Here is a 22,685-nt window from a genome sequence, read left to right as displayed (position 1 = left end):
GGGGACCGGGCGTGGGACCATAACGGGGCGATGACAACTCCCAGTGCGGTCTCCGCCCGCCGAGACCTTTCCCAGGCCCCACTCCTGGTCGCCGCGCGTGGCGGCGCGCCGGCGCACACGCCCGTCTGGTTCATGCGCCAGGCCGGCCGCTCACTCCCGGAGTACCGCGAGGTCCGCAAGGGCACCGCGATGCTGGAGGCGTGCATGACGCCGGACCTGGTCTGCGAGATCACCATGCAGCCGATCCGCAGGCACGGCGTCGACGCGGCGATCCTGTTCAGCGACATCGTTGTGCCGCTCGCGGCTGCGGGCATCGGCGTGGAGATCGTCGCCGGGGTCGGCCCGGTCGTGGCTGACCCGGTGCGCACGGTCGCCGACGTCGCGGCGCTGCCGAAGCTCGCGCTCGACCAGGTCGCGCCGGTCGCGGACGCGGTGCGCCTGCTGACCGCCGAGCTGGGCGAGACGCCGTTGATCGGCTTCTCCGGCGCGCCGTTCACGCTGGCCTCCTACCTCATCGAGGGCGGGCCGAGCCGCAACCACGAGCGCACCAAGGCCCTGATGCACTCCGACCCCGAGACCTGGCACGCGCTGCTGGGCGCGCTGGCGGACATCGCGGCGACCTTCCTGCGCGCGCAGCTGGACGCCGGGGTGGACGCGGTGCAGCTGTTCGACTCGTGGGCGGGCGCGCTGTCGGAGCGGGACTACCGCGAGTTCGTGCTGCCGCACTCGAAGCGCGTGCTCAGCGAGCTGGTCGACGCGGGCGTGCCGCGCGTGCACTTCGGCGTGGGCACCGGCGAGCTGCTGCCCGCGATGCGCGAGGCCGGGGCCGACGTGGTCGGTGTCGACTGGCGCATCCCGCTCGACGAGGCGGTCCGCCGCCTGGTCGCCGCCGCGCCGGAGCAGCCGGCTCCGATCGTGCAGGGCAACCTCGACCCCGCGCTGCTCACCGCCGAGTGGGACGCGCTGGAGCGCGAGGTCCGCCGCATCCACGCCGAGGGCAAGGCGGCGCGCGGGCACATCTTCAACCTGGGCCACGGCGTGCTGCCGGACACCGACCCCACGGTGATCACCCGGGTCGTCGAGCTGATCCACTCGCTGTAGGCCGCAGATGCGCGTCGGGGTTGTCGGAGGTGGCGTTGCGGGGCTGACCGCCGCCTACGAGGTGCGGCGCCAGCTCGGCGACGCGGTGTCGATCACCGTGTTCGAGCAGGCTGACCGCGTCGGCGGCAAGCTGCGCACGGTGGAGCTGGCTGGGCGTCGCGTCGACGTCGGCGCCGAGGCTTTCGTGAGCCGTCGACCGGAGGCGTTCGACCTGGTCGCGGAGCTGGCGCTCGGCGCGGAGCTGGTGCACCCGACGACCGGTGTCGCGCCCGCTGTGCACGCCGGTGGCCGAACGGTCGGGCTCCCGCCAAGGACGTTCCTCGGCGTACCGGCTGATCCGGCGAAGCTGTCTTCGGTGCTCTCGGCCGAAGGAGCCGCCCTGGCCGCCGCCGAGGCCGAGCTGCCGCCGGTGGAGTGGGGTGACGGGGACGCGTCCGTGGGGCGGTTGTTGTCCGAGCGGTTCGGGCGCGAGGTCGTCCAGCGGCTGGTCGAGCCCCTGCTCGGCGGGGTCTACGCGGGCCGCGCTGACGATCTTGGTGTGCGGGCGACGATGACGCCGCTCGCCGACGCGCTCGACCGGGGAGCGACCTCGCTGACCGCCGCGGCGAACGCCGCCGTCGGACCTCCGCCCGCGCCAGGGACGACGCGTCCGCCGGTGTTCGGCACGCTGAGCGGCGGACTTGGCGGGCTGACCGATGCGCTTGCCGCGCACGCCGGCGCTGAGCTCCGCGACCGCACGACTGTGCGCGCGCTGCACCGCACTCCGACCGGCTGGCGCGTGGAGACCGGCCCCGCGCCTTCGCCGGAGTTCTTCGAGTTCGACGCGGTGGTGGTCGCGGTGCCGAGCCCTGCCGCGCGCAAGCTGTTCGAGCCCATCTCGCCTGGAGCCGCAGCGGCCTTCGCGCGGATCGACGTCGCGTCCATGGCGGTGATCTCGCTCGCGCTGCCGCCGGGCACCGAGCTGCCGCAGACCTCCGGGAACCTGATCGCGCTGGGGGAGCGGCACTCCGACGGCACGCCCTTCACCGCGAAGGCGTTCACGTACTCCAGCCGCAAGTGGTCGCACCTCGCGGGCGAGGCGGTGCTCCTGCGGGCCTCGGTCGGGCGCTACGGCGAGGTCGAGACCTTGCAACGGGAGGACTCCGAGCTGGTCACAGCGGTGCTCGCCGATCTTGCCGAGCTGTCCGGCGTCACGGTGAAGCCGGTCGACGTGGTGGTCCAGCGGTGGGGCGGCGGGCTGCCCCAGTACGGCGTCGGGCACCTGGGCGCGGTCGCGGAGATCCGTCGCGCGGTGGCCGAGCTGCCCGGCTTGGCGGTGGCCGGGGCCGCGCTGGCGGGGGTGGGTGTGCCCGCGTGCGTGCTCACCGGCAGGCAAGCCGCGACCCGGGTGGTGGAGCACCTCCGGGCCGGTGCGACCATGGATGCATGGCGCGCCTGAACTACAACGAGCTGAACAACACGATTCGCTACACGATGTGGTCGGTGTTCTCCTTCCCGGCCGGGCAGCTGTCAGGTCACGAGAAGGCAGCCGAGGAAGCGCAGCACTTCTTCGAGGCCCTGGAGGACAAGGGCGACGTGGTGGTGCGCGGCGTCTACGACCTCGCGGGCCTGCGCGCCGACGCGGACTTCATGATCTGGTGGCACGCCGAGGAGATCGAGCCGCTCCAGGCCGCTTACACCGACTTCCGCCGCACCATGGTCGGGCGCGTCGCCAAGCCGGTGTGGAGCAACGTGGCGCTGCACCGCCCCGCGGAGTTCAACAAGAGCCACATCCCGGCCTTCCTCGCCGGTGAGGACCCGCGTCGCTACGTGTGCGTGTACCCGTTCGTCCGCTCCTACGACTGGTACCTGCTGCCGGACGAGGACCGCCGCAAGATGCTCGCCGACCACGGCAAGGCCGCCCGCGACTACCCGGACGTCCGCGCGAACACCGTTGCGTCCTTCGCGCTCGGCGACTACGAGTGGATCTTGGCTTTCGAGGCGGACGAGCTGCACCGCATCGTCGACCTGATGTGGCACATGCGGTCCACCGAGGCTCGCCGCCACGTGCGCGAGGAGATCCCGTTCTACACCGGCACCCGGACGCCGGTGCAGGAGCTCGTCCGCAACCTGCCCTGACGGTGAAGCGCTCCCCGCTCCAACGTGTGCCCGTCGTCGGGCTGGCCCTCGCCGCCCTGACGGGATGGTGCGCCCGTCGCAGCCGCCGCGCCCTGCCGCGCGTGCTGTTATGGGTGCTGAGCGTGGTTTTCTGCTGGTTCGGCGCGGCCGGGCTGGTCGCGTCCTGGTGGGTCCACGAGGCGTCGGAGCTGCGGCGCTGGCGGTGGCTGTCCGAGCTGCTTCCCTTGCGGCTGCGGCGTTATCTCGTCGTCGCGCCACGCGACATGGAGTTCGGCCCCGAGCTGCGCGAGGTCACCGGCAGCGCCCACGTCACCGTCGTGCCACCGGAGTCCGAGCGCGAGTGGACTGTCCACAAAGGACTCGACGCGGTGCTCGTCGTGTTCGCCGCCGATGACCTGCCCGAGCCCGCCGATCGTGAGCGCTTCTTCGAGCAGGCCCGCCGGACGCTGCGCGAGGACGGCCGGATCGTGTTGGTGGAACAGCACCGCGGCCCCGCCACGACCGCCGTCTTCGGCCCCGTCGCGTGGCGCCTGCCCCCGCGCACCGAGTGGGAGCGCGCCGCCACCGCCGCCGGCCTGCGCCTCGTCGCCGCGCGCCGTGTGACCCCCTTCGTCACCGGCCTCGCCTTCACGCCGCTCACCCACCCCCGCCGCTGACGCATCCCTTCGGCTGACGCACCCCTTCGGCCGACCGCGGCACTCCGCCCGCCACCAATGCCGCGTTTGGTCCGTTGTAAGTAGCTGAATGACTTATTGAGGACGCTGAAGTACCTCAATGAGTCATTCAGCGCGCTCAACCACATGAACGGGTCATTGGCGCGCGTGGTGGGGAGCCCTGAACGACCCGTTTGGTGCGTTGAGCGCGCTGAACGGGTCGTTTGGTGCGTTGGGGGCACTGAACGGGTCGTTTGGTGCACTGGGGGCCCTGGACGGGTCGTTTGGTGCGGTGGAGGACCTGAAGGGGTCGTTCAGGGCTTAAGGGGTGCGGGGGGTGGAGAAGGGCCAGCGCCAGCGGGGGCGGCGGGGGGTGCGGGGGAGGTGGTGGTGGGTGTGGAGCCAGGTGGTGAAGGACTCGGAGTCGGCGCGGTAGCCGGTGCCGGTGGGGCGCGGGTTTTCCTTGGCGTACAGGTGGAAGAGGTCGCGGAAGCGCTCGCCGAGGGCCTCGGCCAGGTCGGGGCGGACGGCGGCCATGACGCGGGTTCGCTTGGCGAGCAGTGATCGTGACTGGAGGGCCAGGCGGTCGGGGTCGAAGCCGGAGGGGGCGGTGCCGTCGGCCACGAGTGCGCGCAGGAGTTCGGCCTGGGCCAGCGCGACGCGCTCACGAGGGGAGCCAGGGGAGCCGGGGGAGTGAGCGGGAGTCATCGGGAGGCCTCGACGACGGCGCGGATGCTGGCGAGTTCTCCGGACAGCTCGGCGTCGGTGGGGTAGGCGTCGTCGCGTTCGAGCAGCACGCCGGGCGGGCGCACGCGCGAGCACAGTTCGCCGAGCAGCTCCAGGACGGGCGCGGGCACGGCGTGGGCGTGCGTGTCGTGGTAGACGCCGTGCTCGTCAGCTCCGCCGGCCACGTGCACGTACGCCAAGCGCTCCAAGGGGATCACGTCGAGGAAGGCCTGCGCGTCGGTGCCGAGGTTGAGGGAGTTGGCGTGCAGGTTGGCCACGTCGATGAGCAGCCAGCAGTCGGTGCGCTCGACGAGTTCGGCCAGGAACTCGCCCTCGGTGAGGTCGGCGCCCGGCCACTCCAGGAGCGCGGCGACGTTCTCCAGCGCGAGCGGGACGCTCAACGCCGCCTGGGCCTGCTTCACGTTGGCGCACAACACCTCGAGCGCGTCGCGGGTGCGCGGGACGGGCATCAGGTGCCCGGCCTCCAGGCCGCCCGCGCGGACGAAGGCCACGTGGTCGCTGACCAGCGGCGCTCCGACGATGTCGGCGATCGCGCCGAGGTGTTCGACCCTGGACATCTCCAACGGGTCGGCCCCGCCGAGCGACAGCGACACCGCGTGCGGGATCACCGGAGTGCCGCGTTCGCGCAGCAGCCGAAGGGATTCGGGCAGGTCGTGCGCGTGCAGGTTCTCCGCGACGACCTCGACGAAGTCCACGCCGGGCAGTCGCTCCACGGTCAGGTCGATCTCCTCGCGCCAACCGATGCCGACGCCGAGCTCCGGGATCGTGCTCACGAACCGCCTCCTCCGCCACCACAACCGCCGCCACCGCCGCCGCAGGACGAGGACGAACTCCCGCAGGAGGACGACGAGCTCCCGCACGACGACGATGAAGAGCTCCCGCAGGAGCTACCGCAGGAGTATCCACCGGCGACGGCGCACGTGGAGGAGACGAGACCGGCGCCGGACTCCGTCGACGGCACGGAGCCCTTGCGGATCGCGCGCCGCGTCTCGACGACCGGATGCGCTCCGATGCCGCCGTAGATCACGGCGTTGACGGTCAGCGGCTCGACGGCGGGGCTGGAGTGCAACGCGCGCTTACCGGCGGAGGTTCGCAGCGGCAGCTTCCACGACAGCAGGATCATCGACATCGCCAGGCCGAAGAACGGCAGGAAGATCAGGTCGGTCTCGCCGAGGAACAGCATGACGAACGCGAGCAGGTGCACCACGATCGCGGGGTAGACGGCCCGGCGCGCTCGCGCCGACTGGGCGGGGCCGTTGGCGAGCCCTTCCTCGACGAGGCGGTCGCGGACCGCCTTCACCTTGTCGGAGCGGTAGATCCAGTTGCTCAGCCCCCGCAAGGAGATCGCGCTCTTCGAGCGGTCGAGCACCAGCTCTTCGACCGGGTCGGCCCAGAGCGATCCTGAGATCGACTTGAACTGTCCGGTCGTCCTGGGCAGCCTCAGCGCGTTGACCTCGTGCAGGCGAACCACGCACACCTCGACCACCCGACGCGGACCGCCCGCGAGGTAGGCCAGATCCGTCGGCGTCAGCACCCGTTGCGCGTACTGGCTGGTCGAACGGATCTGGATCAGGAAGCGGGTCAGGAAGGCCCAGCCGAGCGATCCGACCAGGACTGTCGACCACAGCATGGCGTCCATCAGTACCCCCCTCCACCGCCGGTGCAGGCGGAGTAGCTCCCGCCGCCGTGACCGGTCGAGCACGTGTGGGTGTCGCGACCCGACTGCTTGCCCCGCCCCTTCGGGCGATCGGGCAGGTGCGGCACCTTGGCCGGACGCAGCTCCTGCGCGTACTGCCGCAGGGTCTCGTCCGGGAAGTGCTGGAATCCTTGCAGAGCAACAGGACCAGCCGCCGGGTGGGTCAGCGCGGAGCCCGCTTCCTGGGCGCGCCGCGCTCCGAGGGCGGTCGCCGTGCCGAGCGGACGGCAGGCCAGCACGAAGATGCCGATCGGTAGCGCTGCCAGCGGGATCGAGACGACGAGCAGCCATGGCTGGAGGAGTACGGCGACCACGCCGAGCGCGGCGAAGGCGAACAGGGGAAGACCTGCGCGGCGCAGCTTCGTCCGGTCCCGCTCGCTGATCGCCAGGCCGCTCGTGATCAGCTCTTCCGCCGAGAAGAGCACCGCATCGCGCTTGAGCACCCGCGTGGTGAACGCGGAGACCGTCACAGCGCTGCTCAGCGGAGCCGCTGCCAGCACTGCCTCTTCGATCTCGTTGTCCCCCAGGGCGTTTTCCACGCGCACGAGGCCGCCGAGCCTGGTCGTGCGGAGTTGCCCGTCGTGCAGCAGCCGAGCGATCGCGGCCTCGGCGACGCGCTGCTGACCGCCCCGCAGATAGGCGACGTCGAAGCAGCTCAGCTCAATGTCCACAGTGGACTTCGCGGGCGCGGGTCGGCGTGCCCACGCCGTCAGGAAGATCAGACCGAGCAAGGAAGAACCGTACGCGACAACGAAAAACGTGCTCATGCTCCGCCCCCAGCTTCCTCAGTGGACACAGCGCCCCACTCGTGGTCTTCCCACGAGTGGGGCGCGTGCTCAGTACGACCGCGGTCGAGTCAGTGGGCGAGTGCCACCCGATATCCACCCCCAGCAGGGGACATCGAGCTCACCCGCCTCCGCCTCCACCGCAGCCGCCCCCGCCACCACAACCGCCCCCGCCGCCTCCGGAGCTGCTGCCACAGCTGCTCCCGCCACCCGCCACGAACACGGCGCCACCCGCCGCGTACGAGCTGTGGTCGGTGTAGCCGGAGGAACGGTTGCGTCCACGGCGGGTCAGACGTTGCGAACCGCCGTTCGGTTCACCCTTGATCGAGGCAGTTCTGACTTCCAGGTCGGGGTGGGCGTCGAACCCGCGCACCGCGACCCTGCCGAGCCGGGGATCGCGCAGCGCCGCCGTGTCCAGTCCTGGCACGTCGACCACCGTCCCTGGCTGCTCGACGTAGCTGTACGCGGCGTCGGCCAGCCGCTTGCCCGCCGAGGTCAGCGGGGGCAGCTTCCACGCGCGCAGCACCACGACGAACAGCGTCGTCAGCGCGAGCAGCGTGGCGAGGTAGCCGACGGGGTAGCCGCCCGCGATCCCGGTGAAGAGGCGCACCACGCCGATCACGCCCAGCACGATCATCGGGACGACACCGGCGCGTGCGCGTGCCGTGGCGGGCGCGTCGGTGACGAGACCGGCCTTGACGAGGCGCTCCCGCACCGCACGGACGCTCTTGTGGCTGTGCAGCGTGCGATTCAACCGCCCGATCGGCGCCGCGGTGCGCGAGGTCGCGTTGAGCACGGCCTTGTCGACCGGGTGCTCGGAGGTCGCGTCCTTCGCCGCCTTCACCCCGCCCGTCGTGCGCGAGGTGTGCAGTTTGCCCGCCAGCAGCAGGCGGGAGGCGGACAGTTCGACGACGCGGTCCTCGGCGCCGGTCAGGTACGCGACCTCGTCCAGCCCCAGCGGCGCGCTCGCCCAGTCCTTCGCCCGGCGCGCGCGGCCGCGGGCCAGCAGCGCCCAGAGGAGGGTGATCGCGAGCGCGGTGCCGTACAGCGCTAGGAAACCCGGCCCGGAGATGCCCCACGGTTCGTTCATCGCATCCTCCAACCACGCGAAGGAAGCCATATCGTGGGAGCTGGGTCACACCAGGTCAAAGTCTTTTGAGCAAAGCTTAGGAGAGCTTTAGGGCACTCTTGAGCTTGCTTCAGCTCTCGTCCGGCACCAAGCGCAGGCTGATCGAGTTGATGCAGTAGCGCTGGTCGGTCGGCGTCGCGAAGCCCTCGCCCTCGAAAACGTGCCCGAGGTGGCTGTGGCACCGGGCGCACAGTACCTCCACGCGGACCATGCCCATGGTCCGGTCCTCGCGCAGGATCACCCGGTCCCCGGCGAGCGGGGAGAAGAACGACGGCCACCCGCAGTGCGACTCGAACTTGGTCTCACTGCGGAACAGCTCGGCGCCACAGGCCCGGCAGTCGTAGACGCCCTGGGTCTTGGTGTCGGTGTACTCGCCGCGCCACGCGGGTTCGGTGCCCGCCTGGCGCAGCACCGCGTACTCGGCGGCAGTCAGCTGCTCCCGCCACTCCTGCTCGGACTTGACCACCTCGGGGCGCTCCATGACGCCACGGTAACCCCGTTCCGGCTCAGAGGAGTCCCAGCACGTCGACGAGGGTGATCAACGCGACGACCGCCGCGCTCGCCAGCGCCAGGATCACCGTCCAGCTGATGACGACCGCGGAGAGCCTGCGGTGGCCCTCGCGCCGGTTCGCGGCCTCGGCGAAGTCGCCGAACTGCGTCAGGTAGCCCTCGACGGTGTACGGCTTGGGCACCGACTCGACGCGGTCCAGGTGCGCGGCGAAGGCCTGCGCCTCCGGGTCGTCGGGGTCGAGCCCGACCAGGTCGTCGCCGAAGCGCCCCGGCGGCTGGGCGGGGGCCCCGTCCTTGTCCCCGTCCCCACCACTGTCCTTGTCCCTGTCACGAGCGCGGTCACCGTGCTCCTCGCGGCGCATGCTGCCACGGTAGCGGGCCGCGTCCGCCGGAAGCTTGACACCGCGAAGGGCGCGGGTTGAACTGTCAACAATTGTCGGGTCGGCCAGGAGCGGAGCGCCCAAGGTGACCAATGAGGCCAGCCCGGTGCACGTCAGCCTCGCCGAGCGCACGCTCCAGGTCCTGCGCGAGTTGGTGCTCACCGGTGAGATCCCGCCGGGCGCCCGGGTCAACGAGGTCGAGCTGGCCACCCGCTTCGGCATCAGCCGCGGCCCCGTCCGCGAGGCGATCCGGCACCTGACGAGCGAGGGACTGCTGGTGCTGCGGACCAACCGCGGCGCCTACGTGCCCAAGGCGGACGCCGAGCAGGTGCACGCGCTCTTCGAACTGCGCGTCGCGCTGGAGGGCGAGGCGTCGAGGTTCGCGGCGCTGCGGCGCACTGAAGCCGACGTGCGGGAGCTGCGCAGGCGCAGCGCCAACGCCCGTGCGGGCTTCGAGTCCGGGCGGCGCTTCCCCTACCGGCTCGATCTGGACTTCCACGGCGGGCTGCTCCAGGCCGCGCGCAGTCCGTTGATCACCTCGCAGGTCCACCTCGTGCAGCAGCAGGTGATCCTGCTGCGCACCACGACCCCGGTGGACCCGGCGCACTCCTCGGCCTCGCTGGACGATCACGACCGGCTCGTCGAGGCGATCGAGGCGGGCGACCCGGAGCTGGCCGCCGAGACGATGCGGGTGCACCTGCACCGCGTCCGCGACCAGCTGTTGACCTACCTTGACCTGCCGGAACGTGCGTTCTTGGGCTGAGTGGGTGGTGACGGCCGCTTCGCCGAGCGCACCGGCCACAGTGGACCAACACTGAATCTCCCTGTCCTGGGAGGTCCCCATGCGCCGCCTGGTCGCTCTGCTGTCCGCCTGTGCCGTCGCTCTGCTCGTCCCCGTGCCCGCCGGCGCTGCCGAGCCGCACTGCCAGCCGTTCCAGCGCTCGGTCCCGGTGCTGTTGGGCAAAGCGTTGATGAGCGGGACCCTGTGCCGCCCGGACTTCGCGCACACCGTCGTCGTGCTGATCCCCGGGGGCACCTACAACCGCGCGTACTGGGACTTCCCGCACAAGCCCGAGGTCTACTCCTTCCGCAAGGCGCTCAACGCCGCCGGTTATGCGACGGCGGTCGTCGATCGGCTCGGCGCCGGGGAGAGTTCGCGGCCGCTCGGTTCGCAGGTCACCACGCCGATCCAGGCCTCGGGCGTGCGCGAGATCGTGCGGGCGCTGCGGGCTGCCGAGATCGACGGGACCGCCTTCGACCGCGTGGTCCTCGCCGGGCACGCCCTCGGTGCCACGATCGCGATCAGCGCGGCGGACGTGGCGGACGCGCTGCTCGTCACCGGGCTCGCGCATCAGGCGAACACCCTTGCCATCGCTGAGTTCGTGGCCGGACTGGTGCCCGCGGCGAAGGACGCCGTGCTCGGCCCGCGCGGCTACGACCCGACCTACCTGACCACCAAGCCCGGCGCGCGCGGCCAGCTCTTCCACGAGCCCGGCGCGGTCGACCCCGAGGTCGTGAAGCTGGAGGAGACGACCAAGGACGTCGTCCTGCCGACCGAGGCCGTCGACGCGGTGGGCCTGGCGATCGTCGGCCCGCTGTCCGCTCAGGTGAAGGTGCCCGTGCTGACCGCGCTCGGCGGCTCCGACAAGTTCATGTGCGGGGTGAACTGCCTGGCTCTCGCGGCGGCCGAGAAGCCGTTCTACCCGGCGGCGCCGTGCGTGGAGGGCTACGTGCTGCCCGGCGCCGGGCACGCGATGGCGCTCAGCCCGAAGGCGCCGGAGTTCCAGCGCGCGGCCACGGCGTGGCTCGGCCGGGTTGTCGCGGGTCCGGTGAAGTGCTGATGTCGGTGCTGGTGCTTACCATCGCCCGGTGGCCAAGCAGCAGCCGTGGGAGACGCAGGTAGGCGAACGAGCGGTGCGGGTGTCCAGCCCGGACAAGATGTACTTCCCCGAGCGCGGGATCACCAAGCGCCAGGTCGTCGAGTACTACATCGCGGTGGCGGACCCGCTGCTGAAGGTGCTGCGCGACCGGCCGACGACCTTGAAGCGCTTCCTGGACGGTGTGACCGGGGAATCCTTCTACGCCAAGCGGATTCCCAAGGGCGCGCCCGAGTGGGTGGAGACCGTGCGGATCACCTTCCCCTCGGGGCGGCCCGCCGACGAGGTCTGCCCGACCGAGCCCGCGGTGATCGCGTGGGCGGCGAACCTGGGCACCTTCGACTTCCACCCGTGGCCGGTGCGCAGGCCGCACGTGGACCACCCCGACGAGCTGCGGATCGACCTCGACCCGCAGCCCGGCACCGACTTCGCCGATGCCGTCCGGGTCGCCGGAGTGCTGCGCGAGGTGCTCGCCGACGCCGGGCTGACCGGCTACCCCAAGACCTCCGGCGGGCGCGGGATCCACGTGCTGGTGCGGATTCGGCCGGAGTGGGACTTCATCGACGTCCGGCACGCGGTGATCGCGATCGCGCGCGAGGTCGAGCGGCGGATGCCGGAGCAGGCGACCGTGTCGTGGTGGAAGGAGGAGCGCGGTGAACGCGTGTTCCTCGACTTCAACCAGGCGGCGCGGGACCGGACGGTGGCTTCCGCGTGGTCGGTTCGCGGGACGCCGCGCGCGACGGTGTCCATGCCGCTGCACTGGGACGATCTGTCCACTGTGGACCCCAACGACTTCGACGTGCTGACGGTGCCCGGGATTCTGGCTTCACGCGGGGACGCGCACGCGGCCATCGACGACCAGGCGTTCGGCATCGAGACGGCGTTGGAGTGGTACTCGCGCGACGCCCGTGCTGGGCAGGGGGAGATGCCGTACCCGCCCGACTACCCCAAGATGCCCGGCGAGCCCAAGCGCGTGCAGCCGAGCCGCAAACGCCCGTAGAGCTGGGAAAACAGTGCCTCTTTCCCTTCTGCAAGATCTAGCATAGCGGTCACTGACCGGATAACCTAGGAGGATGGCGGAGCTTCTTCTTGATCTTGCTGCGTCCTTCCGGCGTGAGCTGCGGGCTGCCAACAAGGCTGAACGCACGTTGATCATTTACGGCCAGGCGATCCGGTTTTTCTGCGAGTGGCTGGAGCAGCAGGGGCGCCGTCCTGACGTGGACGCGCTGACGAAGCATGCTGTCGTCGGTTGGCTGGAATCGTTGCGGGACGAGCAAAGTCCGCAGACGGTTCTCACCCGATTCAAGGGCCTCCGCCGCTTCACGCGGTGGCTGGCCGCAGAGGGCGAGATCCCTGCTGATCCAATGCAAGGACTGGAACAGCCGCAGGCCACTGCCGCGCTCGTCCCTGTTTTGACCGACGACGAGGTCGCACGGTTGCTGAAGGCGACCGGCGGAGCTGACTTCGCTAGTCGTCGCGACCACGCGATCATCCGCGTTCTCTTCGATTGCGGAATCCGGATCTCGGAGTGCGCGGGGATTGGCCTTGAGGATCTAGATCTTGACGACCACGAAGTGATCCACATCCTCGGCAAGGGGCGGCGGCCCCGCGTCGTGCCGTTCGGTGCGAAGACTTCGCGCGCGCTCGATCGGTACCTTCGGGCGCGACGGCAGCATCCGCACGCAGATTCGCCAAAATTGTGGCTTGGGCAGCGGGGCGGCATGACAGCCGACGGCCTCGCTGACCGCCTTGAGCAGCGCGCCCGGGAAGTCGGAGTTGAAGGCGTGCACGCACACCGCTTTCGGCACACGTGGGCCCACAGCTGGCTTGCTGCTGGCGGGCAGGAGAGGGATTTGATGCGTCTCGCGGGCTGGTCCAGCGAAGCGATGCTCTCGCGGTACGGCGCGAGCGCAGCCGAGGAACGTGCCCGCGCCGCGCACAAGCGCCTACGCCTCGGCGACCGGCTCTAGTCCATTCGAGTGTTTTCGATGAATGTCGCGCAGATCGCTTCCGGGCGTCGATCTTTGTGCGCGAGTTGCTGAGCTGCATTTTCTAATAGTTGAGCCGTTCTGGTGCTGGCTAGTCAATGCATTTGATTAGCCGCGGTTGTCCTGGCTTATAAAACCTCGTTGCTTGCTTTGCGGCACAGCGTTAATTAGCCTGTGTCCGTCCGCTCGTTACCCAATTTGCGGACCCTGATGGCGATATTGGTCGACAATCTTTATCTGCGAATGAAGGGATGACGCGTGCGAATTTCTTACTGTTCTGAATCATCGCTTCGGGCTTCTCTTGCCGCCCACGCGTCGTGGGCGCGAACTACTGACCCGACCGCGCGAACTGCCGCTGCACGACGCGCCGCGACCGAGCGCTTCGAGCGCGAGGTCGACCCAGACGGCACGCTCGCTCCTGCCGAGCGCGCGCGGCGGGCTGAGCACGCGCGCCAGGCGCACTTTCGGCGGATGGCTCTGCGCTCAGCTCAGGTGCGGCGCGCTCGCGCTTCTCGCTCCGCGAAGGGGGCGGCGTGATGTACGTGGCGGACACCGCAACCCGGCCTGATCTCGAGATCGCCGCGATGATCGCCGCCACCAACCCAGGCGCGCGGCGCGTGGCGGTCGAGGAGGTCGTTGCCGATGCCCTCGGCGCGCGGGCCGCGTTCGCCGTGGACGCCGACGGCGCGGTGCGGGTGGCTTTCGGCGCTGTTGAGGTGGGCGTCCCGACAGTGCCGCTCGTACCCGCAAGGGTGGTCCGGGTCACCGACGCGCTGGACAGTCGCGCCGTTGGCGCGTACCTCGTGAACGCCTCGGAGCTGCGTCAGCAGCTGGGCATCGACCTCGGCAGCGTCGATCTCGCTCGCATCGCCGAGATCCTGCGGCAGCGCGCGCTCGCGCGGCGCGCAGAGTTGGAACGAGCCGCCGCCGATGGTGCCGCCGCGCAGCGCGCGGCGACCGTGAACGAGCTGGCTCGTGCCGAGCGGCGTGCGGCACTTCTGCGTGAACTGTCCACAATGGACAGTGAGTCCCCCGACTCAAGCGCCGAACCGTCGACTCGTCGCGGGTGGTGGTCGCGGTGACGCGGGCTCGCGACGAGGCGGCGCGCGAGGCGTGGCGTATCGCCCGGGGACTGCGTGGCCGCTGGGAGTTCGCCGTCGTCGAGAACGGCGACGTGCTCGTGGTCGTGGCACCCGGAGCGAAGCCGGTGAAGCTCACCAGCGCGATCGTCGCGGCGGGCGCCGTCGAGGAGCGGTTCGCCGGGACTGCGATGGCCTTGCCGGTTTCGGTCGCGCGCGGTGCGGCGGCGCTGTTGGCCGGCTGGGCGCAGCTCGAAGGCGCCGGACTGGAGGTCGCCCGGCAGCCCTGGTAGGCCAGCCCGAGAGGTCCCGCCGGACTTTCCGGCGGGGCTTTTCTATTTCCGCTGGTCAGAATTTTCGCGCCGGGATGAGACCGGCTAATCAATTGGGGAATGATTAGCCGCAGCGAGAGCGGCTAACCTATTTCCGCAGGTCGGGAGCTTGTGGAAGGTGTTCGTGGCGTGTAGCTTTCGATTATCCAGTCGAAAGGAAAAGTCGTGGCGAAGACCTATACGCGACGCTCCAGCCCCGAGCAGATCGCCTCTGCGCGCCGTGTCGCAAATGCTGCGCGCTGGGGGCGTCTCGACGGCGAGCAGCGGCGAGAGGCGACGCGGCCGATGCGCGCGGCAGCGTATGCCCGCGCCGCTCGCGTCCGCGAACTACTGGCCGAAATCGATGGCGACAACGCCGTCTGATTGAAAAACGCAAATCCGCCCCCGGTGTTCCCAACGTTGGCGCGCTGGGCGGGGGCGGACCGAGAACGAACCTGAGCGGGAACGTCTCGAAAGGAAGTCTAGCCGTCGTCATCGAGGCTTGCCATCCCCCGAGGCGTTCCGGAATGGATACCTCGATGCTAGCGCAAGCTCCTGACCAGGAACAACGCGTCCGGTTCGACCCCGCCCGCCCCTTCGAGTCCGCCTACGCGGGCTATTACGCGCGGGGCTGGGACGTCCTGATCCTGCCCGACGGGAAGAAGACCCCGCCCCCGAAGGGCTTTACCGGCTACAACGGCGTGCGCGCATCCTTCGCGGACCTGTTCGCCTGGGCAGAGGACCGGCCTGCCGGGAACATCGCCCTACGGATGCCCGCAGGGGTCGTCGGTGTCGATGTGGATGCTTACGCCAAGGGCGGCAAGCAGAAGATCGGCGACCAGACTCTGGCGCGCTGGGAGGCCGAGGCGGGCGTCCGGTTCCCGCCCACGTACCGCGTGACCTCGCGCGGCCTGAACGACCCGTCCGGCAAGTGCCTCTACCGCGTCCCCGAAGGCGTTCGCCTGCGCACCGCCGAGGGTGACGTGGAGCTGATCCAGCGGCATCACCGGTACTGCGTGACGGCCCCAAGTCGCAACGACGACGACGGCGGCAATGTCGTCCGCCTATTTGCCCCGGACGGCCGCGAGATCACCACCCTGGACGCGATCCCGAGGCCCGAGGATCTGCCCGAGCTGCCCGCCGCGCTGGTGGAGTACCTGCGCGAGGGCAGGGAAGCCGAGCAGGCTCGGTCCCTTGTGGATGGTGAGCACTCCGCGTTTTGGGCTGCCCTACCGGACGGCGAGCCGTGCAAGGCGATGAGGTCCAAGCTGGACGCCGCGCTGGCGGCCACCACCGCCGGGTCGCGGCACGACGCCATGCTGACCGCCGTCGGCGCGATCCTACGGGTAGCGGAGATGGGTCATACAGGCGTACATGAGGCGCTACGTCAGGCCGAAGCCGCGTTCGTCGCGGCGGTCGCGGGAGAGCGGCGCGGAGGCGCTAAGGAGGCGGCCCGCGAGTTCGCCCGCATGGTCAACGGTGACCGGGGCGTGGGCCTGATCCTCGCCAAGCCGACGCCGGAGGACAGAAAGGGATGCCGGTGCGGCGTCTCGTTTAGCGACAACGAGATCCGCGACGTGATCGAGGCCAACCTGGACGACCCCGGCACGCTCGACACCCTTCGTGAAGTCGTCGGAGATGACGCGTTCGAGCGCGTCGCGGCCATCGTGGACGGCTACCGGGCCCTGGCTCCCCGCACGACCGGCGACCGGCCGCCGCTGGCCCTCGTCCCACCCGTCGCGGCCCCGGCCACCAGCCCCGGTGAGGAAGTCACCGTGACTGCCTCCGAGACCACCGGCGCCGAGCAGATCGAGACCACTACCGAGGCCCCGGACTCGCTGGACGGCGCCAAAGTCGATCTGACCGCGTTTTCCCTGGACGATCGGGGTAATGGGCAACGCTTCGTTGCTGTCTTCGGTGATGGGGTGGCGTGGGTGCCCGACACCAGGCTGACGCGCGTGTGGAACGGCCGCGTGTGGGAGACCGACCCCGGTTCGGGGATGCGGTACCTGGCTGAGTTGCTGACCGACCGGATGCTCATGCAGGCCCAACTGCTCGCCGCCGCTGCCGACAAGGCTGAGGGAGAAGCCAGAGCTGCCGTCAAGGCCGCAGGTGACGATGCTGCCAAGGCTGCCGCGAAGGCGGAACTGGAGCGCACCGTGAACAGCAGCAGCGCCGCGCGCGCATTCGCGAAGTGGGCCGGGGCTAGCCGGATGGATGCGCGGTTGCGGGCGTGCGCCACGTCTGCCCAGTCGCACCCCGCGATCAAGGTCAAAAGTGGGCAGTGGGACGTCCGCCCCCGGCTACTCAACGTCACGAACGGCGCGGTTGAGCTGGGCCTGGACGGCGCCGTCGGGTTCCGCGAGCACCGCAAGGCGGATCGGCTCACCCAGATCGCCAGCGTGGAGTACGACCCGGCGGCAACCTGCCCTCGGTTCGACGCCTACCTGAGCCAGTCGCAGCCCAACCCGGCCGTGCGTCGCCTGCTCGCCGCCCTGGTTGGTCTGAGCATCGTCGGCGGCAACGACCGGCACATCCTGCCGGTGATGATCGGCAAGAAGCGCACCGGCAAGACGACGCTGATGGAGATCATCGGCGGACTGCTCGACAACACAGAGGAGTCCCGCACCGGATACGCCGGGAGCTACCCGCTCTCCATGCTGCGGCCGAAGCGGGAGAGCGGGGGAGATCCGCAGCTCTCCCGCCTGATCAGCAAGCGGTTCGCCTGGACCTCCGAGGCTGCTGACGGCATCACGCTCAACGCCGACCAGCTCAAGCGTTTTAGTGGCGGCGACCGGCTGTCGGTGCGGGACAACTACACCCGCGCCGACGCGGTGCAGGATCGCGCCCCGGCGTTCGTGCCATGGATCGCCACCAACCACGCCCCCCAAGTGGAAGGGGCCGATGAGGCACTGAAGGCACGAATCATCGCCGTGCCCTGGACCAACGTCCGTGCCGACGAGGACCAGGACCCCGAGCTGATCAAGAAGATCCTCACCGAGGAGGCGCCAGGCGTCCTGAACTGGATCCTGTGCGGTTACACCGACGCGATGACCAACCCGATGGTCATCCACAACCTGCCCGAGGAGTGCGTCAGGGCTGCACAGGCGATGTACCAGGACATGAGCCTTTACCAAAGGTTCATCGCCGAGATGTGCGAGCTCTGCCCATGCGAGGACCATAAGAGCTGCATCCCGGTCGCTGTTGCCTGGGAGGAGTTCAAGAAGTGGGCCGACCTCCAGCGGGAGAAGTCCGGCGTGCAGCGGGCATTTGGCAACGCAATCGTGGATTCGGGCCACGAGTCCAAGTCGGTCCGCATCATCCCCGGGGGCAAGCCCCGCCGGGTCTACGTAGGGCTGAACCTGAACAAGGAGGCCAGGGCCGAGCAGATCGAGCGCCAGGAGTCGGGCGCGGTCGAGATGTAGAACCCGTGCCCCAAGCCCACAGAGGCGGCCCCCATCGCGGGGGCCGCCTCCTCTGCGTTACAAGCGATTTCGCAGGTCAGCGCCGGTGGTGGTGCGGATGCGTAACGTAGCGAAACGTAACCGCGCTCCTCTGCGTTACACCCGTTTTCCCAGGTCAGAGCGGCTTTCTGCCCCCATGTGTAGCGCTGTAACGCAGAAACTTGGGTAAAGGTCCATAGGGATGTCAGGTGAGGCCGCTGGCATAGTGCTTTACATTTGCGGCGGTTTCCCCCGGCTCTGCGTTACAGCGTCGCAGTCGCGCCGAAACCGTCGCTGACCTGCGCAAACAGGAGTAACGCAGGGGTCCGGCCTGCGTTACGCACTGCGTTACACGCCCTCTGGTCTGCGGCCCCGTCGAATCCGAGGACGGGTGAGGCCACGAGAGCGGCGTGTCGGGGAAGGGGAGAGCGCCGCGCCCATCCCGATAGACAATCCATTGTTGCTCCGGCTCGAAAACCCTTGCGGGACAACGGGTTCGCCATGGACTACCAGTCGCGACCGTTGCGCTGCATCGAGCGCGGAGTAGGCCGACACAGGCCAGCCGTTGGACACACTGCGCCGCGCGGCCACCAGCATCAAGCCGTGGCAGAGGACGCGGTCCGTCGCGGGTGCGCAGGACTCTGGGCCGAACTTGACGTGCGCGGCGCATCAGGTGGAGACGTCTCGTTCGTTCACCGGTCGGCACACATTTCGGTTGCGACGACGGGCGGAGGGGTAAGCGGCGGTAGCGTTCCGTGGACGCTGAACGACAGGTAACCGGCTGAGCAGCCGTAGTCGACTGGTTGATCAAGAGGCGCTGCTGACATGCAGGTGTTGGACTGTCATGATGGCAAGCGTGGATGAGTAGGGGGGAGGCGAGCTATGACGATCATCGAGGATGCCGCTGTGGAGGTGCTCCTCAATGCGGACAGAAACCTGTCGCTATCGGGCTATACGTCGATCTTGACTGAAATTCGCCTTGCTCTCGAAGAGGTGGATCGCCTCGCTATTCCCACTCGTTCTCCCCGCTTGGACTGGGCCGTTCAGAGTCTCAGTGGTAGCCAGAAGCTGAGAATCATCTTGGCCCCACAGGAAATTCCCTCGCACCGGCCGCCCAATACGATCGCGCTTGCTAGCAACGGTTTCGTTGCTGGCATCGGCGAGCTGCATCAAGAGCCAGCGATTCCTCCACTTTTCAGCGCCAGAACCGTTGAACGGGTGCAGAAGGTTGGCGACCATATGGTCAAGGAGCGGCTGAGGGACATCAAGCTTACGCAGTTGGGCAGATGTCAGATGAATGCGATCATCGACACGCAGACCGTGGACAAGGCTAAGCAAGCGGTGCGTCCGGCTCAACGTGCGTGGGGCAGCGTTACTGGCAAAGTTGAGGTATTGGTTGCCCGTAACGAGCAACACCCGAAAGCCCAGATTGTGGTTGAAGGTACTCGCCGTGCGGTAGATATCCGCGGCAACGCTGAGCATCGTGATGCGTTGCGAGACGCTTGGGGTAGGCGAGTGATGGCAGGTGGCGAGCTGACCCGAAACAGCTTGGGACAACCAGTCAGGCTGAGTCTAACCGAGCTGCATGTTCTTCCGGAGAAAGACTCCTCTCTCACCGCCTGGGACATACTGGGGATGGCACCCAGTGCCACAGGAGAGCTAACTACCACTCAGTATATGGACCTGCTGCGCCGTGACTAAGCGCATAACGAAGGTCTACATCGATACGCCGCTGGTCTTCAACGTGATCAAGCGGGAGCGACTTCTGTGGGCCGACTCTCTGAAGGTGTTACGCGCTGCGGAACGCGGCGAGATCAAGTTGGTCGCTTCGACTCTCTTGATGGCTGAGGTCATCGGCTGGCGGGGAGATGTAGAACCTGCTGTCCGAAACGATGCGATCGACCGGTACTTGCAGAATCTTATTGAATGGGTCGAGCTGGACTTATTCGTCATTCGTGAAGCGCTCATGCTTGGAGATCGACTCAGGCTAAGAGGGCCTGACGCTTCTCATCTGGCGACAGCGATTCGCCAGAAGGTTGACTATTTCATGTCACGCGATGGTGCTTTTCCCTACGCGACGACGGTTGACGGAGTAAGCATTGTTGAGCCTTCTATCGTGTGGGAGCCAAGCTTCGATGACTGGGAGATCGACCGTCAGGCAGAAGAAGAGGAAGAGAGGCTTCAAGCTGCTGAGGTCGAGGAGCGTGCTGCTCAGGTAAGCGGCTTGGTCCGTGGTCGTGACATCTCTAGCGGGCGGGACCTTCGCGAGAGCGAGCAACCAGGCGCGAGGAACGGGACCGCGAAGTCCAACTCTGTCAGTTCGGTGGGCGACGCGTAGGTACGGCGTTGATCGCGCGGGCTACCGAGTCCAGGATTGGCTAGCCGACTCCACTCCGGCTCGAAAACCCTTGCGCCGCAACGACTTCGGCGCGCCTCCCGTGCTCATGTCGCCCAGCAGCGCACGCTGTCCGCATGTCCCCAACCGGCGCTACGCGCGCACCCGCAGAGCCCTCGCTCCGCTCGGCGCCCGGCGCTTCGCGCGCGCGAGGTGCACGCCCGGGCGCGGTCCCCGACGACGAGCGCGCCGTGCTTCGCCGGACGTTCGGTGCGCTGTTGTGGCGCGAGCGCTTGGCGCAGGGCCTGCGCCAGGTCGACCTCGCCGCGCTGGCGGGCTTGGATCGTCGCACTGTGGAGCGTTTGGAGGCGGGTTCGGTGCGCCCGTCGACCAGCTCGACGCGGAAGCTGGCCGTTGCGCTGCGCCGTGGGCGGGACGAACTTGCGGTAGCCGTGCTGGATCTTGATCTTCAGGAGGCCGCGGGCTCTTCGCTGCGAACGTGGAACCGTCGCCGCCCGCTCCGTGCGCGCACACTGCGCGTCTACGAGCAGGCGCGCGAGCTGCGCTGTGCCGAAGCGCAGCGCCGCGCGGCGGAGGCCCTCGCCGAGGCCGAGGAGCTTGAGGCGTGGGCGGCGGCGCTGGTCGAAGCTGTCGACCAGCCTGCGCCGCAACAGGATCAGCTCGCACGCCGCCCACAGGTGCGTCGGTGATGGCGGCCCGCAGACGCGGCTCCGCGCCCTCGGACGTCGCCCTGGAAGCGCTTGCGCGGCGCGAGCTTCTTCGCCGTGCCCGACATCGGCGTGAGGTCGAACTGGAGGCATCCATGCTGGAGGCTGCGAGCGCGTTGCTGGTGCGCGGGTGTGAGTCGTGACGGCGCGGCAACTCTCCGGCAACAAACCCTTGTCGCACAATGCTTTTCATGAACTCTGATCGCGAAACAGCAGGCAGGACTCGGTGGTTGCCGCCCGAGACCGTGCCGCACTCGGTGGCCGACGCGTGGCCGGAGCCGCGACTGAAGCTCGTGCCCGCCACCCCAACCGTGGGGTTGTTCAGGCTGGTGCCAGCGGATCGGGCCGACGATGAGTAGCCCTACGGCGTGGGCGGCGGCTGGCGCGGTGCGTGCGACCAAGTCCGGCGCACCGCGCGGATACGAGGTCAAAGTTGCTGGTGGCCCCCCGCGACTCGTCTCCGTGCTGTGCGCGCTGTGCGCTCAGCCCGCCGGGCTCGCGGAGCGGGGTGACGCGATCATCTGCGCTCGGTGCGCGGAGGTGGCGCAGTCGGTCTGCGATGAGCAGCCATGAACCCTGCGACTGACGAGCTGCGTTCCCTGGCCACCGACACGGCCGCCCGGTTGCGCGCGGTGCTGGCCGAGGTCGCCACGGGAGTACTGGCGTGCCCGGCGGGTGCTCGAAACCGGCTGGAGGGTGCGGCGTTGGCGCTGGACGCGTTGGGCTCCGGGGAGCCTGCCACCGCGCTCGCGACGCGTCTCATAAACGATCGTTTGCGGGACGATCCGGCGTAGTGCTCGGCCGCCATCGTTACCGCAGGACCCGCGTTCTCAAAACTCGTGTCCGAAATCTATGTCTCACAAGTGCGCGCAAGTACCGTTTATGAGACACTAGTGACGTGACCATGATCGGCTACGCGCGCGTGTCCACCCGTGATCAGCACGACGAGTCCCAGGTGGACTTGCTGGAGGCTGCGGGCTGCGAACGGATCTTCACCGACAAGGTGTCCGGCAAGCTCGCCAGCCGCCCGCAGTGGGACAAGTGCCTGGACTACCTGCGCCCCGGCGACACGCTGGTGGTGACTCGCTTGTCCCGCATCGCCCGCTCGGTGCGCAACCTGACCGAGGTGACCGCATGGCTCGCCGACCGCGAGATCGACCTGGTGGTGCTTAAGCAGCACATCGACACCCGCACCCCCGCAGGGCGACTGACCTTCCACATCCTCGGCGCCGTCGATGAGTTCACCGCCGACCTGATCAGCGAGGGCACCGTGGAAGGACTGGAGGCCGCACGCGCCCGAGGCCGTAAAGGTGGGCGACCAGCGAAGATCACGGCCGCCAAGTTGGCCACCGCGCGGAAGCTGTATGCCGAGACCGACGACGACGGCAAGCGGGCGCACACCGTGGCTGAGATTGCTGAGGTGATCGGCGTCAGCCGAGCGACGCTCTATCGGCACCTCACGGCACCGACCTTGGCGGAGCCATCCGTCGGTTCACCGGACAGCGACAAGCCGCAGTGCGCCGAGTGCGGCAAGGGGACCAAGGCGCGCCGTGAGCATCCCGTGCGCGGTGAGGGCTGGTTCTGCGCGACGTGCGTCAGCAAGGCCAAGGATCGGCAGTACAAGGCGGAAGCGCACAAGCGGAAGCTCGACCGTATGACGCCGGAGGAGCGCGCCCAGTACGACAAGTACCGCGCGGCTGCCGAGCAGGATGCCCAACGCAAGCGCGCCGGGTGGGAGGCACTTAGGGCAATGCAGGCTGATGGCAAGAGCGTGAGGCTGTGACTCAGTACTAGTGTCCGGCTCC

26 protein-coding genes are annotated in these 22,685 nt (G+C 68.9%); 19 read left to right on the top strand and 7 right to left on the bottom strand.

The annotated features are described in order from the left end of the window. Nucleotides 1–30: 30 nt before the first annotated feature. From hemE to ABD798_RS28310, 4 genes are read left to right on the top strand one after another with little or no spacing between them, the layout of a single operon-like run. The gene (gene hemE, locus ABD798_RS28325) at nucleotides 31–1,101 is read left to right on the top strand and encodes a uroporphyrinogen decarboxylase (protein WP_344881261.1); all 1,071 of its coding nucleotides are present in this window, start codon (nucleotides 31–33) and stop codon (nucleotides 1,099–1,101) included. A gap of 7 nt (nucleotides 1,102–1,108) precedes the next feature. Continuing rightward, nucleotides 1,109–2,539, top strand: coding sequence for a protoporphyrinogen oxidase (gene hemG, locus ABD798_RS28320; protein WP_344881257.1), 1,431 nt, complete (start codon nucleotides 1,109–1,111; stop codon nucleotides 2,537–2,539). Further along, nucleotides 2,527–3,219, top strand: a complete 693-nt coding sequence (gene hemQ / locus ABD798_RS28315) for a hydrogen peroxide-dependent heme synthase (protein WP_344881254.1) — start codon at nucleotides 2,527–2,529, stop codon at nucleotides 3,217–3,219. Before hemG ends, hemQ begins: the two co-directional genes overlap by 13 nt. A 2-nt stretch (nucleotides 3,220–3,221) precedes the next feature. Then, nucleotides 3,222–3,875, top strand: coding sequence for a class I SAM-dependent methyltransferase (locus tag ABD798_RS28310; protein WP_344881251.1), 654 nt, complete (start codon nucleotides 3,222–3,224; stop codon nucleotides 3,873–3,875). Between the two features lie 318 nt (nucleotides 3,876–4,193). Here ABD798_RS28310 and ABD798_RS28305 read toward each other — a convergent pair whose 3' ends face one another. The 7 genes from ABD798_RS28305 to ABD798_RS28275 all read right to left on the bottom strand — a co-directional run bounded on the left by ABD798_RS28305 (nucleotide 4,194) and on the right by ABD798_RS28275 (nucleotide 9,101). Then, the gene (locus ABD798_RS28305; RefSeq protein ID WP_344881249.1) at nucleotides 4,194–4,580 is read right to left on the bottom strand and encodes an SCO6045 C-terminal-like domain-containing protein; all 387 of its coding nucleotides are present in this window, start codon (nucleotides 4,578–4,580) and stop codon (nucleotides 4,194–4,196) included. Next, nucleotides 4,577–5,383 (bottom strand): MbnB/TglH/ChrH family RiPP precursor modification enzyme, encoded by an 807-nt coding sequence (locus ABD798_RS28300; RefSeq protein WP_344883594.1) that lies wholly within the window; start codon nucleotides 5,381–5,383, stop codon nucleotides 4,577–4,579. The genes ABD798_RS28305 and ABD798_RS28300 overlap by 4 nt, the downstream gene beginning before the upstream one ends. 5 nt (nucleotides 5,384–5,388) lie before the next feature. Beyond that, complete coding sequence (locus ABD798_RS28295) at nucleotides 5,389–6,258, bottom strand: TIGR04222 domain-containing membrane protein (RefSeq protein WP_344881246.1); 870 nt, start codon at nucleotides 6,256–6,258, stop codon at nucleotides 5,389–5,391. Beyond that, nucleotides 6,258–7,082 carry a TIGR04222 domain-containing membrane protein gene (locus tag ABD798_RS28290; protein WP_344881243.1) on the bottom strand — a complete coding sequence of 275 codons (825 nt, stop codon included), beginning with the start codon at nucleotides 7,080–7,082 and terminating at the stop codon, nucleotides 6,258–6,260. Before ABD798_RS28290 ends, ABD798_RS28295 begins: the two co-directional genes overlap by 1 nt. Nucleotides 7,083–7,221: 139 nt before the next feature. After that, nucleotides 7,222–8,190 (bottom strand): TIGR04222 domain-containing membrane protein, encoded by a 969-nt coding sequence (locus tag ABD798_RS28285; RefSeq protein WP_344881240.1) that lies wholly within the window; start codon nucleotides 8,188–8,190, stop codon nucleotides 7,222–7,224. A 109-nt stretch (nucleotides 8,191–8,299) separates the two neighbouring features. Beyond that, nucleotides 8,300–8,710, bottom strand: coding sequence for a peptide-methionine (R)-S-oxide reductase MsrB (gene msrB, locus ABD798_RS28280; protein ID WP_344881237.1), 411 nt, complete (start codon nucleotides 8,708–8,710; stop codon nucleotides 8,300–8,302). Between the two features lie 25 nt (nucleotides 8,711–8,735). Further along, nucleotides 8,736–9,101, bottom strand: a complete 366-nt coding sequence (locus ABD798_RS28275; RefSeq protein WP_344881235.1) for a hypothetical protein — start codon at nucleotides 9,099–9,101, stop codon at nucleotides 8,736–8,738. A gap of 103 nt (nucleotides 9,102–9,204) precedes the next feature. Between ABD798_RS28275 and ABD798_RS28270 the strand changes: the two genes are divergently transcribed. From ABD798_RS28270 to ABD798_RS28200, 15 genes are all read left to right on the top strand, one after another. Further along, nucleotides 9,205–9,882, top strand: coding sequence for a GntR family transcriptional regulator (locus tag ABD798_RS28270; protein ID WP_344881232.1), 678 nt, complete (start codon nucleotides 9,205–9,207; stop codon nucleotides 9,880–9,882). Nucleotides 9,883–9,961: 79 nt separating this feature from the next. Further along, nucleotides 9,962–10,960: an alpha/beta hydrolase gene (locus ABD798_RS28265; RefSeq protein ID WP_344881229.1), complete on the top strand. Its 999-nt coding sequence runs from the start codon at nucleotides 9,962–9,964 to the stop codon at nucleotides 10,958–10,960. 28 nt (nucleotides 10,961–10,988) lie between these two features. Beyond that, on the top strand, nucleotides 10,989–11,996 hold the full coding sequence (gene ligD / locus ABD798_RS28260) for a non-homologous end-joining DNA ligase (RefSeq protein WP_344881226.1): 1,008 nt from the start codon (nucleotides 10,989–10,991) through the stop codon (nucleotides 11,994–11,996). Nucleotides 11,997–12,069: 73 nt separating this feature from the next. Beyond that, the gene (locus ABD798_RS28255; RefSeq protein ID WP_344881223.1) at nucleotides 12,070–12,966 is read left to right on the top strand and encodes a tyrosine-type recombinase/integrase; all 897 of its coding nucleotides are present in this window, start codon (nucleotides 12,070–12,072) and stop codon (nucleotides 12,964–12,966) included. A gap of 551 nt (nucleotides 12,967–13,517) precedes the next feature. Further along, entirely contained in the window at nucleotides 13,518–14,066 is a 549-nt protein-coding gene (locus ABD798_RS28250) for a hypothetical protein (protein ID WP_344881220.1), read from the top strand. Further along, nucleotides 14,063–14,356 (top strand): hypothetical protein, encoded by a 294-nt coding sequence (locus tag ABD798_RS28245; protein ID WP_344881217.1) that lies wholly within the window; start codon nucleotides 14,063–14,065, stop codon nucleotides 14,354–14,356. Before ABD798_RS28250 ends, ABD798_RS28245 begins: the two co-directional genes overlap by 4 nt. 204 nt (nucleotides 14,357–14,560) lie before the next feature. Then, nucleotides 14,561–14,758, top strand: a complete 198-nt coding sequence (locus tag ABD798_RS28240) for a hypothetical protein (RefSeq protein ID WP_344881214.1) — start codon at nucleotides 14,561–14,563, stop codon at nucleotides 14,756–14,758. 155 nt (nucleotides 14,759–14,913) lie between these two features. Beyond that, entirely contained in the window at nucleotides 14,914–17,799 is a 2,886-nt protein-coding gene (locus ABD798_RS28235) for a phage/plasmid primase, P4 family (RefSeq protein WP_344881212.1), read from the top strand. 900 nt (nucleotides 17,800–18,699) lie between these two features. Further along, entirely contained in the window at nucleotides 18,700–19,518 is an 819-nt protein-coding gene (locus tag ABD798_RS28230) for a hypothetical protein (protein WP_344881208.1), read from the top strand. Further along, a complete protein-coding gene (locus ABD798_RS28225) occupies nucleotides 19,511–20,155 on the top strand; it encodes a type II toxin-antitoxin system VapC family toxin (RefSeq protein WP_344881205.1) in 645 nt (214 codons plus the stop codon). Before ABD798_RS28230 ends, ABD798_RS28225 begins: the two co-directional genes overlap by 8 nt. 134 nt (nucleotides 20,156–20,289) lie before the next feature. Then, on the top strand, nucleotides 20,290–20,862 hold the full coding sequence (locus tag ABD798_RS28220; protein WP_344881202.1) for a helix-turn-helix domain-containing protein: 573 nt from the start codon (nucleotides 20,290–20,292) through the stop codon (nucleotides 20,860–20,862). Nucleotides 20,863–21,071: 209 nt separating this feature from the next. Continuing rightward, nucleotides 21,072–21,239: a hypothetical protein gene (locus ABD798_RS28215; protein WP_344881199.1), complete on the top strand. Its 168-nt coding sequence runs from the start codon at nucleotides 21,072–21,074 to the stop codon at nucleotides 21,237–21,239. After that, nucleotides 21,232–21,453: a hypothetical protein gene (locus ABD798_RS28210; protein WP_344881196.1), complete on the top strand. Its 222-nt coding sequence runs from the start codon at nucleotides 21,232–21,234 to the stop codon at nucleotides 21,451–21,453. Before ABD798_RS28215 ends, ABD798_RS28210 begins: the two co-directional genes overlap by 8 nt. Continuing rightward, nucleotides 21,450–21,674, top strand: a complete 225-nt coding sequence (locus ABD798_RS28205) for a hypothetical protein (protein WP_344881194.1) — start codon at nucleotides 21,450–21,452, stop codon at nucleotides 21,672–21,674. The genes ABD798_RS28210 and ABD798_RS28205 overlap by 4 nt, the downstream gene beginning before the upstream one ends. 110 nt (nucleotides 21,675–21,784) lie before the next feature. Further along, nucleotides 21,785–22,663, top strand: coding sequence for a recombinase family protein (locus tag ABD798_RS28200; RefSeq protein ID WP_344883591.1), 879 nt, complete (start codon nucleotides 21,785–21,787; stop codon nucleotides 22,661–22,663). The last annotated feature ends 22 nt before the right edge of the window (nucleotides 22,664–22,685 follow it).

It is taken from the genome of Allokutzneria multivorans (assembly GCF_039537405.1).
GTDB classification, from domain to species: Bacteria; Actinomycetota; Actinomycetes; order Mycobacteriales; family Pseudonocardiaceae; genus Allokutzneria; species Allokutzneria multivorans.
The sequence above is the reverse complement of the archived record's forward strand: the minus strand, read 5'-3'. Positions and strand labels throughout refer to the sequence as shown.

Coding starts and splice junctions, on each gene's coding strand:
- hemE (WP_344881261.1), top strand. CDS start 31: ATGACAACTCCCAGTGCGGTCTCCGCCCGCCGAGACCTTTCCCAGGCC.
- hemG (WP_344881257.1), top strand. CDS start 1,109: ATGCGCGTCGGGGTTGTCGGAGGTGGCGTTGCGGGGCTGACCGCCGCC.
- hemQ (WP_344881254.1), top strand. CDS start 2,527: ATGGCGCGCCTGAACTACAACGAGCTGAACAACACGATTCGCTACACG.
- ABD798_RS28305 (WP_344881249.1), bottom strand. CDS start 4,580: ATGACTCCCGCTCACTCCCCCGGCTCCCCTGGCTCCCCTCGTGAGCGC.
- ABD798_RS28295 (WP_344881246.1), bottom strand. CDS start 6,258: ATGGACGCCATGCTGTGGTCGACAGTCCTGGTCGGATCGCTCGGCTGG.
- ABD798_RS28290 (WP_344881243.1), bottom strand. CDS start 7,082: ATGAGCACGTTTTTCGTTGTCGCGTACGGTTCTTCCTTGCTCGGTCTG.
- ABD798_RS28285 (WP_344881240.1), bottom strand. CDS start 8,190: ATGAACGAACCGTGGGGCATCTCCGGGCCGGGTTTCCTAGCGCTGTAC.
- msrB (WP_344881237.1), bottom strand. CDS start 8,710: ATGGAGCGCCCCGAGGTGGTCAAGTCCGAGCAGGAGTGGCGGGAGCAG.
- ABD798_RS28275 (WP_344881235.1), bottom strand. CDS start 9,101: ATGCGCCGCGAGGAGCACGGTGACCGCGCTCGTGACAGGGACAAGGAC.
- ABD798_RS28265 (WP_344881229.1), top strand. CDS start 9,962: ATGCGCCGCCTGGTCGCTCTGCTGTCCGCCTGTGCCGTCGCTCTGCTC.
- ABD798_RS28255 (WP_344881223.1), top strand. CDS start 12,070: ATGGCGGAGCTTCTTCTTGATCTTGCTGCGTCCTTCCGGCGTGAGCTG.
- ABD798_RS28235 (WP_344881212.1), top strand. CDS start 14,914: ATGCTAGCGCAAGCTCCTGACCAGGAACAACGCGTCCGGTTCGACCCC.
- ABD798_RS28230 (WP_344881208.1), top strand. CDS start 18,700: ATGACGATCATCGAGGATGCCGCTGTGGAGGTGCTCCTCAATGCGGAC.
- ABD798_RS28220 (WP_344881202.1), top strand. CDS start 20,290: ATGTCCCCAACCGGCGCTACGCGCGCACCCGCAGAGCCCTCGCTCCGC.
- ABD798_RS28215 (WP_344881199.1), top strand. CDS start 21,072: ATGAACTCTGATCGCGAAACAGCAGGCAGGACTCGGTGGTTGCCGCCC.
- ABD798_RS28210 (WP_344881196.1), top strand. CDS start 21,232: ATGAGTAGCCCTACGGCGTGGGCGGCGGCTGGCGCGGTGCGTGCGACC.
- ABD798_RS28205 (WP_344881194.1), top strand. CDS start 21,450: ATGAACCCTGCGACTGACGAGCTGCGTTCCCTGGCCACCGACACGGCC.
- ABD798_RS28200 (WP_344883591.1), top strand. CDS start 21,785: ATGATCGGCTACGCGCGCGTGTCCACCCGTGATCAGCACGACGAGTCC.